The sequence below is a fragment of the Collimonas sp. OK607 genome, from assembly GCF_900111995.1.
Taxonomy (GTDB): domain Bacteria; phylum Pseudomonadota; class Gammaproteobacteria; order Burkholderiales; family Burkholderiaceae_D; genus Collimonas.
Map to the genome: position 1 here is coordinate 275912 of NZ_FOKF01000002.1, position 14378 is coordinate 290289.

Sequence of the window (14378 nt, forward strand, 5' to 3'; positions counted from 1 at the left end):
AGATGACAAGAAAATATTTTGGTACCGATGGCGTGCGCGGGCGTGTCGGTGTAGCGCCGATTACTCCGGATTTTGTGATGAGACTGGGTTACGCCGCCGGCAAGGTGCTGGCGCAGGCGGAATCCGGCGCAGGCAGGCCAACTGTGCTGATCGGCAAAGATACCCGGGTCTCGGGCTATATGCTGGAAGCTGCACTGGAAGCAGGTTTTGCCGCCGCCGGCGTCGACGTGATGCTGGCCGGGCCGATGCCGACTCCGGCGATTGCCTACCTGACGCGCGCGCTGCGTTTGGCGGCCGGCGTAGTGATTTCAGCATCGCATAATCCGTATGAAGATAACGGTATCAAATTCTTTTCGGCGCAGGGCAACAAATTGCCGGACGCCGTGGAAACCGCGATTGAGGATGCGCTGGAGTTGCCGATGGAGTGCGTGGCCTCCGATAAGCTGGGCAAGGCAAGGCGCCTGGATGACGCGGCCGGACGTTACATCGAATTTTGTAAAAGCACTTTCCCTAACGAGTTAGACTTGCGCGGGCTGACCATCGTGGTCGATAGCGCCCACGGCGCCGCCTATCATATTGCGTCGCACGTATTCCATGAGCTGGGGGCTGAAGTGATTTCTATCGGCAACCAGCCGAACGGATTCAACATCAATGCCGGCTTTGGCGCGACTGCGCCGGACGCGCTGGCGCTGGCAGTGCGCTCCAATCGTGCAGATATCGGCATTGCCCTGGACGGCGACGCCGATCGCCTGGTGATGGTGGATGCAAGCGGCCGTATTTATAATGGCGACGAGCTGCTGTATGTGATGGTCAAGGATCGCTTGAAGATCGGCCCGGTAAAAGGTGCAGTCGGCACCTTGATGACGAATATGGCGCTGGAAGTGGCGTTCCGGGAAATGGGGGTTGAATTCGCCCGTGCCAACGTCGGCGACCGCTATGTGCTGGAAGTAATGAAAGAGCGTGGCTGGATCCTCGGTGGCGAGGGCTCTGGCCATCTTCTGTGCCTGGATAAACATACTACCGGCGACGGCATCGTATCGGCCTTGCAGGTATTGTCGGCACTCAAGCGCGACGGCGAAACGCTGGCGCAATTGACCGCCGATATCGCAATGTATCCGCAAACCTTGATCAACAAGAAGGTGGGCGCGGGCTTCGACTGGAAAAAAAATCCGGCGATGGTGGCGGAGAAGGACGCTGTCGAGCAGGAGCTCGGCGATAACGGGCGCGTGCTGATCCGGGCTTCGGGCACTGAACCGCTGATCCGCGTCATGGTTGAAGCCAAGAGCGCCGATCTGGCGCAAACGATGGCACGCCGGATTGCCGATAAGGTATCTGACTGAGTGTCTGCCTGAGTGTCCACATAATTATCGACTGCCTACTGAATAGAGTTAATTGCCGATGTCGAAATTTCAAACCCACATTTTGATTGTCGAAGATGAGCCCGGCATCGCCGAGCTATTGCGGTTCACGCTCGATGACGCCGGCTTTTCATGCGAGATTGCGTATAGCGCCAATGAGGCGCGGCAAGCGATCACGGGCATTTTGCCCAAGGCTGTACTGCTGGACTGGATGCTGCCCGATACTTCCGGCCTGGCGTTATTGCAGGAGTGGCGCAGTCAGCCGCGCAGCGCTACCTTGCCGGTCATCATGCTGACTGCCAAGGGTATGGATGAGGACAAGGTACGCGGACTCAATGCAGGCGCCGACGATTACGTTACCAAACCGTTTTCGCCGAAGGAGTTGATTGCGCGGATTCAGGCGCTGTTACGGCGCAAGATACCGGAACTCGGGCAAAGCCTGCTTAGCCACGGTTTGATTCAGATCGATACCGATCGTTATCAGGTTACCGTCGATAGCCAGGAAATCGAACTGGATCAGGCCGAGTTCAAATTGCTGCGTTTCCTGGTGGCGCATCCGGACCGTATTTTTTCGCGCGCGCAACTGCTCGATAAAGTCTGGGGCGATCATACTTTCATCGAAGAGCGCACGGTCGACGTGCACATCATGCGTTTGCGTAAATCGCTTGGCCTCGCCGCTGATTACGTCAAGACCGTGCGCGGCGTCGGCTACAAACTCAACGCCGAGCCCGCAGCGTGACGAGAGCCGTGGCCAGCACCCGCAACGCGCGCGCATTCTGGGTGCCGGCGCTGCTCTGGTTTGGTTTGTTGTCGCTGGTGGCCGTGGCGGTAGCGGCCATTTGCGGCGCCATCATCGGACTGGTGTTCTTTAGTTTGTCGCTGACCCTGTTATTGTTCCTGCAGATGTGGTCGCTGTATCAGATCGAACGCTGGATGGATGGTCCGGTCGGCGTCCGGCGGCCGAAAACCTGGGGCTTATGGGCGCATGCATTCGCTGCGCTGGAAGATATCCGGCTGGAGGATGAGCGCTCGCGCGCCGAGATGGCGGAATGGCTGGCGCGTTTTCGGCAAGCCATGAGTTTGCTGCCGGACGGCGTGGTGATCGTCGACGGCGTGATGCATATGGAGTGGTGCAACCCGGCGGCGCAAAGCCATCTTGGCCTGGATCTGAAGCGCGATGAAGGGCGTTTGCTGACCAACCTGATACGCTCCCCTGATTTCGTCGATTACATGTTGTCAGGCCGCTTCGAGCAACCGCTCCCTTTCATGCATCACGACAGAAAAATTCTGGTGCAACTGATTTCCTTCGAAAACCGGCGCCAGATCCTGGTCACGCACGATGTGACTCAAAATGAAAAAACGGATACCATGCGGCGCGATTTCATCGCCAATGCATCGCACGAGCTACGTACCCCGCTGACAGTCATCAACGGCTTTCTGGAGCACGCGCTGAGCAGCGAAATGAGCGAGGAAACCCGCCAGCGCCAGCTGCATCTGATGGCCGAGCAAGGACAGCGCATGCAACGGCTGGTGGCAGACATGCTGACGTTGACCCGTCTCGAATCCCTGGTGCAGCAGCCGTCCAGCGATACGGTGCGCATCAAGCCGCTCCTGAACCGCATAGTGGAGGAGGCCAGGGCCCTGTCCGGCGGCAAGCACCACATCACTTTGCAAGCGCAGGAAGTCGATCTTAAAGGCAATCACGACGAGCTGGAAAGCGCGTTTGCCAATCTGCTCTCGAATGCAGTTCGTTATACGCCGGATGGTGGGCACATCGATGTTAGCTGGGGCATGGAAAACGAGTACGCAAGTTTGATTGTTGTCGATGATGGCATCGGCATCGCAGCAGAACATCTGAGCAGGCTTACCGAACGTTTCTATCGCGTCGACAAAACGCGCTCGCGCTCCACGCAAGGAACCGGGCTCGGCCTGGCGATCGTAAAGCATGTTTTACTGCGCCACTGCGGCCGCCTTGAAATCACTTCGGAATATGGCAAGGGCAGTCGTTTTAAAGTGAGCTTTCAGCGCGCGCAATTAGCGTTGCGGCAGGACTGAGTGAGTTTGGAAATTAGTTTGCGAATTAGTCGGTAAATAATTTCATAAAGAATTACGTAAATGATTTTGAAGCTGCGATTTGGATAATGCATCGCGTTTTTTTCATTGTTTTGCCGATGTTTTAAGCAGAAGTAAAAGAAGAGATAAATTTTTACGAAAATATGCGATTTTCTCTCGCATATTTTTCTGAAATCTGGTCTAATCCGTCTCTCAAGTTTTTCAGCAGATAAGCTTTTGGCGGTACCGTTATTGGGTTGGTTTTTGCAGCAAAATTTCAAAATTTTCCTGTATAAAAATTTGACAAAAATCGGAATACTGTTTATTATCTTGCTTCTCGGAGTGTAGCGCAGCCCGGTAGCGCACCTGGTTTGGGACCAGGGGGTCCAAGGTTCGAATCCTTGTACTCCGACCAAAAAATAAGCGGGTTGTCTTCGGACAGCCCGTTTTTCATTTGTGGTTGATGAAAATCAATCGCGGCACTTGAAGATCTCACGATCGGAATCAAAGCATCACTAGGCGCATGAATCCGGCCGTAGCTCAACTGGATAGAGCATTCGGCTTCTACCCGAAATGTTGGGGGTTCGATTCCCTCCGGCCGGACCAGTTTTCTGCCTGTCTTTACCGCACTTTCCTTTAGTTAAATTCCATATTTGCAATATTTCGTCTGCGACATAAGCATGCTCGCGGATTTCTTACGTCCGTTTTGTTTTTCCGAAATTTTCTATCACTAAAGTTGGGCGCGTTGATTGGCTGGCTAGATCGATATCCCCATCTCGGCCTGGGGGAGCTGCATGACTGAATCCGGAAGAGTTGCATGACGCCTGAATCCGCTGCGGATCACGCTCATGGCTAGGAAATACAGATGTACTGATGTGGCGAACTTGCCGGAGTGCGTGTCGACGAGAGGGCCTCACCGGCGTGCATTGTCTGTTCTGCAGAGTGTTTAGGCGATGCCGCTTGAGGCGGCATCGCACTGGTATTAGCTCAGCCTAGCCAGTCTTAGCGACCGCGTCCGCCGGAGCGGCGTGGGGCTGCAGGACGTGCTTGCGTTCCAGTGCCGCCGCCATGTCCACGGGAAGGGCCTTGGGCTGGCTTGGCGCCGGGTGCTGCGCCTTGCGAGCGTCCGCGTCCACCACCACCACCGGCGCCACGATTGCCGCCGCCACCGCTACGCAGTTGTATCGGCTGAGCACGTGCATTAGGATCCGGTTCAAAACCGGCAACCACCTCTTTCGGCAATTCGCGTTTGATCAGCTTCTCGATGTCTTTCAACATCTGGTGCTCATCCACGCACACCAGCGATACCGCTTCACCGGTGGCGCCGGCACGGCCGGTACGGCCGATCCGGTGGACGTAGTCTTCCGGCACGTTAGGCAGGTCATAGTTGACCACGTGGGGCAGTTGATCGATATCGATGCCGCGCGCTGCGATGTCGGTTGCTACCAGCACCTGCAGGCTGCCATCCTTGAACTCGGCCAGCGCGCGGGTGCGTGCCGACTGGCTCTTGTTGCCATGGATCGCCATGCCGCTGATGCCGTCTTTTTCCAGTTGCTCGACCAGTTTGTTGGCGCCGTGCTTGGTGCGGGTAAATACCAGCACTTGCGACCATTGGTGGGTCTTGATCAAATGCGCCAACAGCGGGTGCTTGCGATCACGATCGACGGGGTGGATCTTTTGCTGGATCACTTCGACTGTGGAATTGCGGCGCGCTACTTCGATCATGGCCGGCGAGTTCAGCAAATTGTCGGCGAGGATCTTGATTTCGTCCGAGAAGGTGGCCGAGAACAGCAGATTCTGGCGCTTCTTCGGCAGTACCGCAAGAATCTTCTTGATGTCGCGGATGAAGCCCATGTCCAGCATGCGGTCGGCTTCGTCCAGGATCAGGATTTCCACGTGGTTCAGATTGACGGTGCCTTGCTGCATGTGATCCAGCAGGCGGCCCGGGGTGCACACAAGGATATCAACGCCATGCTTGAGCAGCTTGATTTGCGGATTGATGCCGACGCCGCCAAAAATTACGGCCGAGGTCAGCTTCAAATATTTGCCATACAGACGAACGCTTTCTTCGACTTGCGCCGCCAGTTCGCGCGTCGGTGTCAGCACCAGCGCACGGATCGGGCGTTGGCTGCCAGTCGGGTTGGTTGCGGAGGTCGACAGGCGATGCAGCACAGGCAGGGTAAAGCCAGCGGTCTTGCCGGTGCCGGTCTGGGCGCCGGCCAGCAAATCGCCGCCTGCTAATACCGCAGGAATAGCCTGGGTCTGGATCGGGGTAGGGGTGGTGTATCCGTGTTCGGTAACAGCACGAACGATGGCTTCGGACAAGCCGAGTTCAGAAAAAGACATGACAACTCAATAGAATAATATCGGCCTGTCGCCTTATATAAGGCGCCAGTCGCAGGCAAACGGGATTAGAGGAGATTGGAGCCGTTTCGACTCCCGGGAGGCTGTCAGCCTCCTTAACAGCAGCATTTGACTGGAGAATGTGCTGTGTCGCCGGAGAGTATAACAATGAAGCGCTACAGGCAAGCAATTCCGGCGCGTGGCGGGGTAACCCGCCATAAAATTGGCATTAGCGATCCGCCTGGGGAGTAAAGCGGATCGCTATAGGGCCGATCGGGAGTAATGCGCCAGGTAAAGGTCGATCAGTCGGCTTTTTTCATGGCGGCAGCGGCGCGCTCGCGTATTTCTTCTTCTGAATAATCGGCGATATGTGTGCTTATGGTCCAGACGTGGCCGAACGGGTCTTTCAGGGTGCCGGAACGGTCGCCATAAAACTGGTCTTGCAGTGGCCGCAGTTCCGTGCCGCCGGCGGCGATTGCCTGCGGGTAAAGTACATTCACGTTGTCTACGTACAGCACGATGCTGACGCCGGCTCCGCCCAGTGTTTTCGGGCTACGGATTTCCATCTCCGGGCATTCGTCGGCCAGCATTATGTGGGAATCGCCAATTTTAATTTCTGCGTGCCCGATTCTTTTATCGGGCATTTCCATACGCAGTACTTCCACAGCGTTGAAGGCTTTTTGATAAAACGCGATGGCCGTGGCGGCGCCGTCTACAACGAGGTAGGGGGTGACGGTGGTATAGCCGTCCGGAATTGGTTTGACTGCCATTATTGTTCTCCTGCGTGAGATGGTCGTTGAGAGTGTCCAATTACGCTGATGCGCATGAATTGTAGTCTCTGGCCTGCGCAGTTGAAATGACAAAAAGAAGGGTTTTTATTTCCTGCTGCAAGGGGGGGAGTTCCCCCTTGCGCTTACAGCTAACTAGCCAGCAGCTAGCTTATTTTTTAGCAAACGGTGACAGTAAGCCAACCATTTGCGCAAATACCTTCGGGCTGCCTGCCAGTACATCGCCCTTGTACAGATAATCGGATTCGCCGGTGAAGTCGCCGACAATCCCGCCCGATTCGCTGATCAGCAACGAGCCTGCAGCGATATCCCAAGGCTTCAGGCCTTTTTCAAAGAAGCCGTCAAGGCGACCGGCGGCAACATATGCCAGGTCAAGAGCGGCAGCGCCAGGGCGGCGCAGGCCGGCACAGCTTTGCGTCATGATGCGGAACATTTTCATGTACTCATCCATCGCCGGGCCTTCGGTTTCACGGAACGGGAAGCCGGTGCCGATCAGTGCGTCGGCAATCTTGTCGCGCTTGCCGACGCGAATCCGCTTTTCGTTCAAATAGGCGCCGGAACCCTTGGTGGCGGTGAACAAGTCGTTGCGGGTCGGGTCATACACTACGGCCTGGGTGATCTGGCCGCGGTGTTGCAATGCGATCGATACGCAGTATTGCGGAAAGCCGTGGATAAAATTGGTTGTGCCGTCGAGCGGATCGATGATCCAGACGTTTTCATTATCGTCATGCAGGTTGGCGGAAGCGCCGGATTCTTCGGCCAGGATGGCGTGGTCCGGATAGGCATTCTTCAATACATCAATGATCGCTGCCTCTGCAGCCTGGTCGACTTCGGTGACAAAATCGTTATGCTGTTTTTTTGTTACTTTCAGCAGGTCGAGGTCGAAAGACGCGCGCGAGATAACCTTGGCGCCGTTACGGGCGGCCTTGATGGCCGTATTGAGCATTGGATGCATGGTCGGGTTCCGTTAAAATGGCGGCACTGTGCCAACCGGGAACAGGACCACCTATATGAATGATAATGAACGAGGCGGATGTCCCAGATGAATATTTTAATAAATAAGCAACTTTTAATGGATGAGATCCGCGTAATGGCGCTATTTTAAATGAAGATGGCAAAAATCGACACGTCTCTTTTCAAACGCCTGCGCTTTGTGTTGGTTGAAACCAGCAGTCCAGGCAATGTCGGCGCGGCTGCGCGCGCTATCAAAACCATGGGATTTTCCGAGCTGGTCCTGGTGAATCCGCGTTTTCCCGATGTGTTGCAACGGGACGAGGCCATTGCATTTGCCAGCGGCGCGCAAGACGTTCTGGCGGCAGCGCGGATCGTCGACAGCGTGGAGCAGGCGCTGGAAGGTTGCAACTTTGCTGCGGCACTGAGCGCCCGTTTGCGTGAATTTTCTCCGCCGTTGACCGCGCCACGCGCCTTGGCGGCACAGCTTGCCGGTGACGTCAGCCTGAACGCGGCGGTCATATTCGGCAGCGAGCGTTATGGCTTGCCCAACGAAATTGTTGAAAAATGCAATGTGCTGTTGAACATTCCTGCCAACCCAGATTATTCGTCGTTGAATCTGGCACAGGCGGTACAGGTGCTGGCCTATGAGTGCCGGGTCGCGGCGAGCGAAGAGTTGCCGCCGGTAGCCGCCGGAGCGGAGATCGGTTTTCAGGGGAATGCGGCTAGCCTGGCCGATATCGACGGCATGTTCGCACATCTCGAAAAGGCTTTGATAGAAATTGAGTTTCTCGATCCGGCCAGCCCGAAAAAGTTGATGCCACGCTTGAAGCGTTTGTTCTCTCGTGCCCAGCTGGAAACTGAAGAGGTCAATATCTTGCGTGGTATCGCCAGTCAGATCTTGACCAAGCGGCGTCGGCTCGATCGCTCCTGAGTCTGGCGAACCGAATCTGGCTCTAATGCATCAGGCCCAGCTGCGCAGCAGACCGACTGCCAGTCCTTCCAGCACGAAATCCTCTTGCTTGGATGTCACGATAATCGGCTCGAAATCAGGATTCTCCGGGAGCAACTGGATCGTGGAGCCGGTTTTTTGATAGCGCTTGACCGTGACGTCGTCGCCCAGGCGGGCCACGACGATCTGGCCGTTACGGGCGCTGTCGGTTTTTTTTACCGCCAGTAAGTCGCCATCCAGGATGCCGGCGTCACGCATCGACATGCCGCGCACCTTCAATAAATAATCCGGTTTGGCGCTGAACAAGGCGGGGTCGACGTTATAGCTGGCCTGGATGTGCTCTTGCGCCAGGATTGGCGATCCTGCGGCGACGCGTCCGACCAGCGGCAGGCTGAGTTGCATCAGGGCAGGGTGCGGCAGCGCCAGTTGTGTGCCCTGGTTGCGATGAGCGCTTTCGGTGAGTCGGATTCCGCGCGAGGTGCCGGGCGCGATCACGATGGCACCCTTGCGCGCCAGCGCTTGCAGGTGTTCTTCCGCCGCATTGGCTGAGCGAAAGCCCAGCTCGGTAGCGATTTCAGCGCGCGTCGGCGGGAAGCCAGTGTTTTCGATGGCGTCCTTGATCAGATCGAGGATTTGTTGCTGACGGGCGGTCAATTTGATCATGGTGTGTATTTGGCGTAGAAAGTACTGGGTGATGCTAGAAAAAAGCAGCAAAGAAAGTGGCAAAAGCAACGCTACTGCGCCTGGACAATGCTGTGCATAACAACAGTCTGTATTTTTGTACAGTATTTGTGCAAATGCAAGACAATTTGATGCATTTAAGTCGCTTCTTACGGGCTCTTTAACTACATTTTTGAGCCGCCTCTGGCCTAAACACCTGAAAGCATTGAGTTTTGTTGCAATTGCGCGTACTATTGCTGGTTTTCCTCTTCCCACACTCGTCTTGACGCCGAGGTGGGCGATTCTTCAATCAGTCCAAAAGGAGCTTACATGCGTCATTATGAAATCGTATTTATCGTCCATCCAGATCAAAGCGAGCAAGTGCCTGCAATGATCGAACGCTACAAAGGTATCGTCACCACTCGTGGCGGCACCGTACATCGCGTGGAAGACTGGGGCCGCCGCCAACTGGCATACCTGATCCAGAAACTGGCTAAAGCACATTACGTCTGCCTCAACATCGAGTGCGACAGCGAAACTCTGGCTGAAATCGAAACCGGCTTCAAGTTCAATGATGCAGTATTGCGTCATCTGACCGTCAAGCTGAAGAAGGCCGAAACCGGTCCTTCGCCAATGATGAAGGCTGTGCAGAAGGAAGATGCTGCCAAGAGCCATCGTACTGAAGCACCGGCTGCCTGATTTATCAGCTAGCTACCAGCATTCATTGCATAGCAAATTAAGCTCGCTTTGAGTCCGTCAGGAGTGGAACAACCCAATAACGTGTTTCAACTGGTTGCCGAAGTCGCCGAACGTGAAGTCATACGCTACACCCCGGCAGGCATCCCGATCGTATCTGCGATATTGCAGCATCGCTCGGAACCGATTGAAGCAGGTATCAAACGCTTGATTGAATTCGAAATTGCCGCGCTGGCCGTAGGCGAGATTTCGGGAAGATTCAGCAAGGCGCAATTGGGCAGCACATTCTGGTTTACAGGATTCATGGCACGCAAGAGTCGCAACGGTAGAAGTCTGGTATTTCACATCACGGATTTCGCTGCAATAGAAGCAAATGCTTCCTCGGGAAACAAAGCTGAATTTGCAGATTAATTATTAAGCAAAATTTGAATACAGGAGCCAAAAATGGCATTCGGTAAAAAGTTCGATAAAAGCAAACTGAAAAACAAGCGTCAACAACAAAACCCGCTGTTCAAGCGTAAGAAATTCTGCCGTTTCACCGCTGCTCACGTAGCTAGCGTTGATTACAAAGATGTCGACACGCTGAAGGATTTTGTTCAAGAAAACGGCAAGATCATGCCAGCACGTCTGACCGGCACCAAGGCAATCTATCAACGTCAAGTGGACACTGCGATCAAGCGCGCACGTTTCCTGGCGCTGCTGCCATACACCGATCTGCACAACGCTTAATTGACGACTTGAAATAGGAGAAAAACATGCAAGTCATTCTGTTGGAAAAAGTCGTTAATCTCGGCAATCTGGGTGAAGTTGTTCGCGTCAAGGACGGTTACGCACGTAACTTCCTGATTCCGCAACGTATGGCACGTCGTGCTACAACTACTGCTATCGCTGAATTCGAAGCGAAGCGCGCTGATCTGGAAACTGCAGCAGCTGCCAAGCTGGCGATTGCCCAGGCTCAAGGCGAAAAACTGAACGGCCTGACCGTGCAGATTTCGCAAAAATCGGGTGTTGACGGCCGTTTGTTCGGTTCCGTGACCAACTTCGATATCGCTGAAGCGTTGACCAAGCAAGGTTTCGCAGTTGAAAAAGCGCAAGTGCGTCTGCCTAACGGCCCACTGAAGATCACAGGCGAGCACGCTGTTGCTGTTGCCTTGCATACCGATGTTGTAGTTGACATCGTTATCGCAGTGATCGGCGAACACGTTTAAGCAAGTCTTGGACGCAGCTGGAAAATAGTTGTTGTTGTAATAAAAAGCCGGGTTTTCCCGGCTTTTTTTATGTCCTTTTTTTGGGAAGCGGTGGCAAGACGGATAGTAGAAGCAGGTATAATTCGCGCCATGAAAGCACCTTCCAAAGCACCGTCCGATCCACAGTTAGATTCCCTCCGCGTACCACCCCATTCAATCGAAGCAGAGCAGTCCGTTTTAGGCGGATTACTGCTGGATAATGCGGCCTGGGACAAGATCGCCGACTTTGTGAATGCCGACGATTTCTATCGTTACGACCATCGCATCATCTTCCAGCACATGGTCAAGCTGATCAACGGCAGCAAACCGGCTGACGTGATCACTGTCTATGAGTCGCTGAGCGGCACCGGCAAGGCTGAAGAAGTCGGTGGCCTCAGCTATCTCAACGCACTCGCTCAAAACACCCCGTCCGCCGCCAATATCCGCCGCTATGCAGAAATCGTGCGTGACCGCGGCGTATTGCGCAAGCTGATTACCGTTGCCGATGAAATTTCCGGCCAGGCTTTCAGCCCGCAAGGCAAGGAAGTCAAGCAGATGCTGGACGAGGCCGAATCCAAGATTTTTGCGATTGCCGAGGAAGGTGCGCGCGGCGCCCAGGGTTTCCAGGAAATCCAGCCTTTGCTGACGCAAGTGGTGGAGCGCATCGACGAACTCTACAATCGCGACAACCAAAGCGACATCACCGGCGTATCGACCGGCTTCATCGATCTCGACAAGATGACTTCCGGCCTGCAAAAGGGCGATCTGGTTATCGTGGCGGGACGTCCTTCGATGGGTAAGACGGCGTTCTCAGTGAATATCGGAGAAAACGTCGCCATCGACAGCGGTTTGCCGGTAGCGATTTTTTCGATGGAAATGGGCGGTACCCAGCTCGCCATGCGTATGCTGGGTTCGGTCGGCAAGCTCGATCAGCACCGCTTGCGTACCGGTCGCCTGAACGACGAAGACTGGCCGCGCCTGACGCATGCGATCCAGAAAATGAACGATGCCCAGTTGTTCATCGATGAAACCCCGGCCCTGAGCTCGATCGAGTTGCGCGCGCGCGCGCGCCGCCTGTCGCGCCAGTGCGGCACGCTCGGTTTGATCATCATCGACTATTTGCAGCTGATGTCAGCCAATAACGCCGGTGAAAACCGGGCTACCGAAATTTCTGAAATCTCGCGTAACCTGAAGGGCCTGGCTAAAGAGCTGCAGTGCCCGGTGATTGCGTTATCGCAGTTGAATCGTTCGCTGGAACAACGCCCCAACAAACGCCCCGTGATGTCCGATCTGCGCGAATCCGGCGCTATCGAGCAGGATGCCGACGTCATCCTGTTTATTTATCGCGACGAAGTGTACAACCCTGATTCGCAGGAAAAGGGCACCGCCGAGATCATTATCGGCAAGCAGCGTAACGGCCCGATCGGTAGCGTACGCCTGAGCTTCCTTGGTCAATATACTAAATTCGACAATTACGTTGGTAACCTGGACGCGCCGTACGGCGGTGACTAAGTATCCCTGTAATCCTTGTTGCTTTACCCTTGATGTCATTTTGTTGCAATAACGCAAAACTAGCAAAACCTGTTTAGTGTTACCTACCCGAGCCTGATATATTTCAGTTTCGTGACATTTGTTTGCTTTAAATTAAGAAGTGCCGTAAGTAGATTCAGCTTAACCCTCAGAAGAGAGAATAAACATGTTTGGACGATTGATGCCCACCGAGGGCAAATTCTTTGAGCTCTTTAACCAGCACGCAGAGCTATGCGTCAAGGGCGCCAAAGAAATGGTGGCGTTGATGACTAATTTCGACGATCTGGAAATTCGCGTGCATGCGATCGAAGGCATAGAGAAGCAGGCCGACCAGGTCACGCACCATGCTATCGACATGTTGCACAAGACTTTCATCACACCTATCGATCGCGATGACATCCATCAGCTGATCACCCGCATGGATGACATCCTGGACTTGCTGGAAGATGCAGCGCAGACCATATCCCTGTACGACATCAAGGCGATTACACCAGAAGCAAAACGCCTGGCCGAGTTGTGCCTGGGTTGCGCGGAGAAGGTCAAGGCTGCAGTAGGCCTGTTGCACAATATGGATAACTCGCGCGAAATCCTGGCGATCTGCGTCGAGATCGACCGCCTGGAATCGGATGCCGATCACGTGATGCGCGCCGCCATGTCGAAACTGTTCCGCGACGAGCCCGACGTACGTACCCTGATCAAGCTGAAAGCCATTTACGAACTGCTGGAAACGGTCACCGACCGTTGTGAAGATGTGGCCAACATCATCGAAGGCATTATCGTAGAAAACGCCTGATCCATGCATACTCTTCAAATCAGTATCTACGTCCTCGTTTTTCTCATTGCACTGGCGCTGGTATTCGATTTCATGAACGGCTTCCATGATGCCGCCAATGCTATCGCTACCGTGGTGTCGACCGGTGTCTTGAAGCCGCAGCAGGCGGTAGCCATGGCGGCGCTTTTCAACTTCGTCGCGATTGCGGTGTTCCAGCTGCACGTTGCCGCAACTGTGGGCAAGGGCACTATCGATCCCAATGTGGTCGATCATTACGTCGTCTTCGGCGCATTGGTCGGTGCTATCTGCTGGAACATCCTGACCTGGTACTACGGTATTCCGTCGTCATCCTCGCATGCCTTGATCGGCGGCCTGGTCGGCGCTGCGGTAGCCAAGGCCGGCACCGGTTCGCTGATCTCGGCCGGCCTGATCAAGACGATTGCATTTATCGTGTTGTCGCCGCTGCTGGGTTTCGTGTTCGGTTCCATCATGATGGTGCTGGTGTCCTGGATTTTCGTGCGCTCGACGCCGCGCAAGGTCGATAAGTGGTTCCGCCGCCTGCAATTGGTATCGGCCTCCATGTATAGCCTTGGTCACGGCGGCAACGATGCGCAAAAGACCATCGGTATCATCTGGATGCTGTTGATTGCGACCGGATTTTCGCAAGCGAGCGATAGCTTGCCGCCATGGTGGGTGATTATTTCCTGCTACAGCGCGATCAGCCTGGGTACCTTGTTCGGCGGCTGGCGTATCGTCAAGACCATGGGCCAGAAAATCACCAAGCTGAAACCGGTGGGCGGCTTTTGCGCTGAAACCGGCGGCGCCATCACCTTGTTCATGGCGACCATGCTCGGCGTGCCGGTCTCGACTACCCACACAATTACCGGCGCCATCGTCGGTGTCGGCGCCGCACGCCGGGTCTCCGCGGTGCGCTGGGGCGTGGCGGGGAACATTGTTTGGGCCTGGGTCCTGACGATTCCAGCCTCGGCCTTCATGGCTGCGATTGCCTGGTGGATCGGCAAGCACATTTTGTAATCGAGCTGGCAAAAA

15 protein-coding genes and 2 tRNA genes are annotated in these 14378 nt (G+C 54.9%); 13 read left to right on the forward strand and 4 right to left on the reverse strand.

What is annotated here, in order from left to right:
- Positions 1 to 2: 2 nt before the first annotated feature.
- From glmM to BM029_RS02960, 5 genes are all read left to right on the forward strand, one after another.
- Positions 3 to 1340 (forward strand): phosphoglucosamine mutase, encoded by a 1338-nt coding sequence (gene glmM / locus BM029_RS02940; protein WP_092432604.1) that lies wholly within the window; start codon positions 3 to 5, stop codon positions 1338 to 1340.
- 58 nt (positions 1341 to 1398) lie between these two features.
- Positions 1399 to 2097, forward strand: a complete 699-nt coding sequence (locus tag BM029_RS02945; protein ID WP_092351562.1) for a winged helix-turn-helix domain-containing protein — start codon at positions 1399 to 1401, stop codon at positions 2095 to 2097.
- Entirely contained in the window at positions 2094 to 3413 is a 1320-nt protein-coding gene (gene phoR / locus BM029_RS02950; RefSeq protein ID WP_092432484.1) for a phosphate regulon sensor histidine kinase PhoR, read from the forward strand. The genes BM029_RS02945 and phoR overlap by 4 nt, the downstream gene beginning before the upstream one ends.
- Positions 3414 to 3748: 335 nt before the next feature.
- Positions 3749 to 3825: transfer RNA gene (locus BM029_RS02955), tRNA-Pro, on the forward strand.
- A 114-nt stretch (positions 3826 to 3939) separates the two neighbouring features.
- Positions 3940 to 4016: transfer RNA gene (locus BM029_RS02960), tRNA-Arg, on the forward strand.
- Positions 4017 to 4412: 396 nt separating this feature from the next.
- Here BM029_RS02960 and BM029_RS02965 read toward each other — a convergent pair.
- From BM029_RS02965 to BM029_RS02975, 3 genes are all read right to left on the reverse strand, one after another.
- Positions 4413 to 5756, reverse strand: coding sequence for a DEAD/DEAH box helicase (locus BM029_RS02965; protein ID WP_092432486.1), 1344 nt, complete (start codon positions 5754 to 5756; stop codon positions 4413 to 4415).
- Between the two features lie 299 nt (positions 5757 to 6055).
- Positions 6056 to 6523, reverse strand: a complete 468-nt coding sequence (locus BM029_RS02970; protein WP_092432488.1) for a VOC family protein — start codon at positions 6521 to 6523, stop codon at positions 6056 to 6058.
- Positions 6524 to 6692: 169 nt separating this feature from the next.
- Positions 6693 to 7496 carry an inositol monophosphatase family protein gene (locus tag BM029_RS02975; protein WP_092351569.1) on the reverse strand — a complete coding sequence of 268 codons (804 nt, stop codon included), beginning with the start codon at positions 7494 to 7496 and terminating at the stop codon, positions 6693 to 6695.
- Positions 7497 to 7646: 150 nt separating this feature from the next.
- On the opposite strand from BM029_RS02975, the gene BM029_RS02980 reads away from it, so the two are divergent.
- A complete protein-coding gene (locus BM029_RS02980) occupies positions 7647 to 8426 on the forward strand; it encodes an RNA methyltransferase (protein ID WP_092432490.1) in 780 nt (259 codons plus the stop codon).
- A 30-nt stretch (positions 8427 to 8456) separates the two neighbouring features.
- On the opposite strand, the gene lexA is transcribed toward BM029_RS02980, so the two are convergent.
- Positions 8457 to 9107: a transcriptional repressor LexA gene (gene lexA, locus BM029_RS02985; RefSeq protein ID WP_092432492.1), complete on the reverse strand. Its 651-nt coding sequence runs from the start codon at positions 9105 to 9107 to the stop codon at positions 8457 to 8459.
- 327 nt (positions 9108 to 9434) lie between these two features.
- Here lexA and rpsF point away from each other — a divergent pair, with 327 nt between their 5' ends.
- The 7 genes from rpsF to BM029_RS03020 all read left to right on the forward strand — a co-directional run bounded on the left by rpsF (position 9435) and on the right by BM029_RS03020 (position 14363).
- The gene (gene rpsF, locus BM029_RS02990) at positions 9435 to 9803 is read left to right on the forward strand and encodes a 30S ribosomal protein S6 (RefSeq protein WP_038488331.1); all 369 of its coding nucleotides are present in this window, start codon (positions 9435 to 9437) and stop codon (positions 9801 to 9803) included.
- 63 nt (positions 9804 to 9866) lie between these two features.
- Entirely contained in the window at positions 9867 to 10211 is a 345-nt protein-coding gene (priB, locus tag BM029_RS02995; protein ID WP_244544874.1) for a primosomal replication protein N, read from the forward strand.
- A gap of 33 nt (positions 10212 to 10244) precedes the next feature.
- Positions 10245 to 10529 carry a 30S ribosomal protein S18 gene (rpsR, locus tag BM029_RS03000; RefSeq protein WP_038488337.1) on the forward strand — a complete coding sequence of 95 codons (285 nt, stop codon included), beginning with the start codon at positions 10245 to 10247 and terminating at the stop codon, positions 10527 to 10529.
- Between the two features lie 26 nt (positions 10530 to 10555).
- The gene (gene rplI / locus BM029_RS03005) at positions 10556 to 11008 is read left to right on the forward strand and encodes a 50S ribosomal protein L9 (protein WP_092432494.1); all 453 of its coding nucleotides are present in this window, start codon (positions 10556 to 10558) and stop codon (positions 11006 to 11008) included.
- Between the two features lie 129 nt (positions 11009 to 11137).
- Positions 11138 to 12538 (forward strand): replicative DNA helicase, encoded by a 1401-nt coding sequence (locus BM029_RS03010; RefSeq protein ID WP_092351574.1) that lies wholly within the window; start codon positions 11138 to 11140, stop codon positions 12536 to 12538.
- A gap of 184 nt (positions 12539 to 12722) precedes the next feature.
- The gene (locus BM029_RS03015; RefSeq protein ID WP_014006461.1) at positions 12723 to 13349 is read left to right on the forward strand and encodes a DUF47 domain-containing protein; all 627 of its coding nucleotides are present in this window, start codon (positions 12723 to 12725) and stop codon (positions 13347 to 13349) included.
- Between the two features lie 3 nt (positions 13350 to 13352).
- Positions 13353 to 14363, forward strand: a complete 1011-nt coding sequence (locus BM029_RS03020; RefSeq protein WP_092432496.1) for an inorganic phosphate transporter — start codon at positions 13353 to 13355, stop codon at positions 14361 to 14363.
- The last annotated feature ends 15 nt before the right edge of the window (positions 14364 to 14378 follow it).

Bases quoted from the DNA above. Each gene is read 5' to 3' on its own strand.
- glmM (WP_092432604.1), top strand. From the start codon at position 3: ATGACAAGAAAATATTTTGGTACCGATGGCGTGCGCGGGCGTGTCGGT.
- BM029_RS02945 (WP_092351562.1), top strand. From the start codon at position 1,399: ATGTCGAAATTTCAAACCCACATTTTGATTGTCGAAGATGAGCCCGGC.
- BM029_RS02965 (WP_092432486.1), bottom strand. From the start codon at position 5,756: ATGTCTTTTTCTGAACTCGGCTTGTCCGAAGCCATCGTTCGTGCTGTT.
- BM029_RS02970 (WP_092432488.1), bottom strand. From the start codon at position 6,523: ATGGCAGTCAAACCAATTCCGGACGGCTATACCACCGTCACCCCCTAC.
- BM029_RS02975 (WP_092351569.1), bottom strand. From the start codon at position 7,496: ATGCATCCAATGCTCAATACGGCCATCAAGGCCGCCCGTAACGGCGCC.
- BM029_RS02980 (WP_092432490.1), top strand. From the start codon at position 7,647: ATGAAGATGGCAAAAATCGACACGTCTCTTTTCAAACGCCTGCGCTTT.
- lexA (WP_092432492.1), bottom strand. From the start codon at position 9,107: ATGATCAAATTGACCGCCCGTCAGCAACAAATCCTCGATCTGATCAAG.
- rpsF (WP_038488331.1), top strand. From the start codon at position 9,435: ATGCGTCATTATGAAATCGTATTTATCGTCCATCCAGATCAAAGCGAG.
- rpsR (WP_038488337.1), top strand. From the start codon at position 10,245: ATGGCATTCGGTAAAAAGTTCGATAAAAGCAAACTGAAAAACAAGCGT.
- rplI (WP_092432494.1), top strand. From the start codon at position 10,556: ATGCAAGTCATTCTGTTGGAAAAAGTCGTTAATCTCGGCAATCTGGGT.
- BM029_RS03010 (WP_092351574.1), top strand. From the start codon at position 11,138: ATGAAAGCACCTTCCAAAGCACCGTCCGATCCACAGTTAGATTCCCTC.
- BM029_RS03015 (WP_014006461.1), top strand. From the start codon at position 12,723: ATGTTTGGACGATTGATGCCCACCGAGGGCAAATTCTTTGAGCTCTTT.
- BM029_RS03020 (WP_092432496.1), top strand. From the start codon at position 13,353: ATGCATACTCTTCAAATCAGTATCTACGTCCTCGTTTTTCTCATTGCA.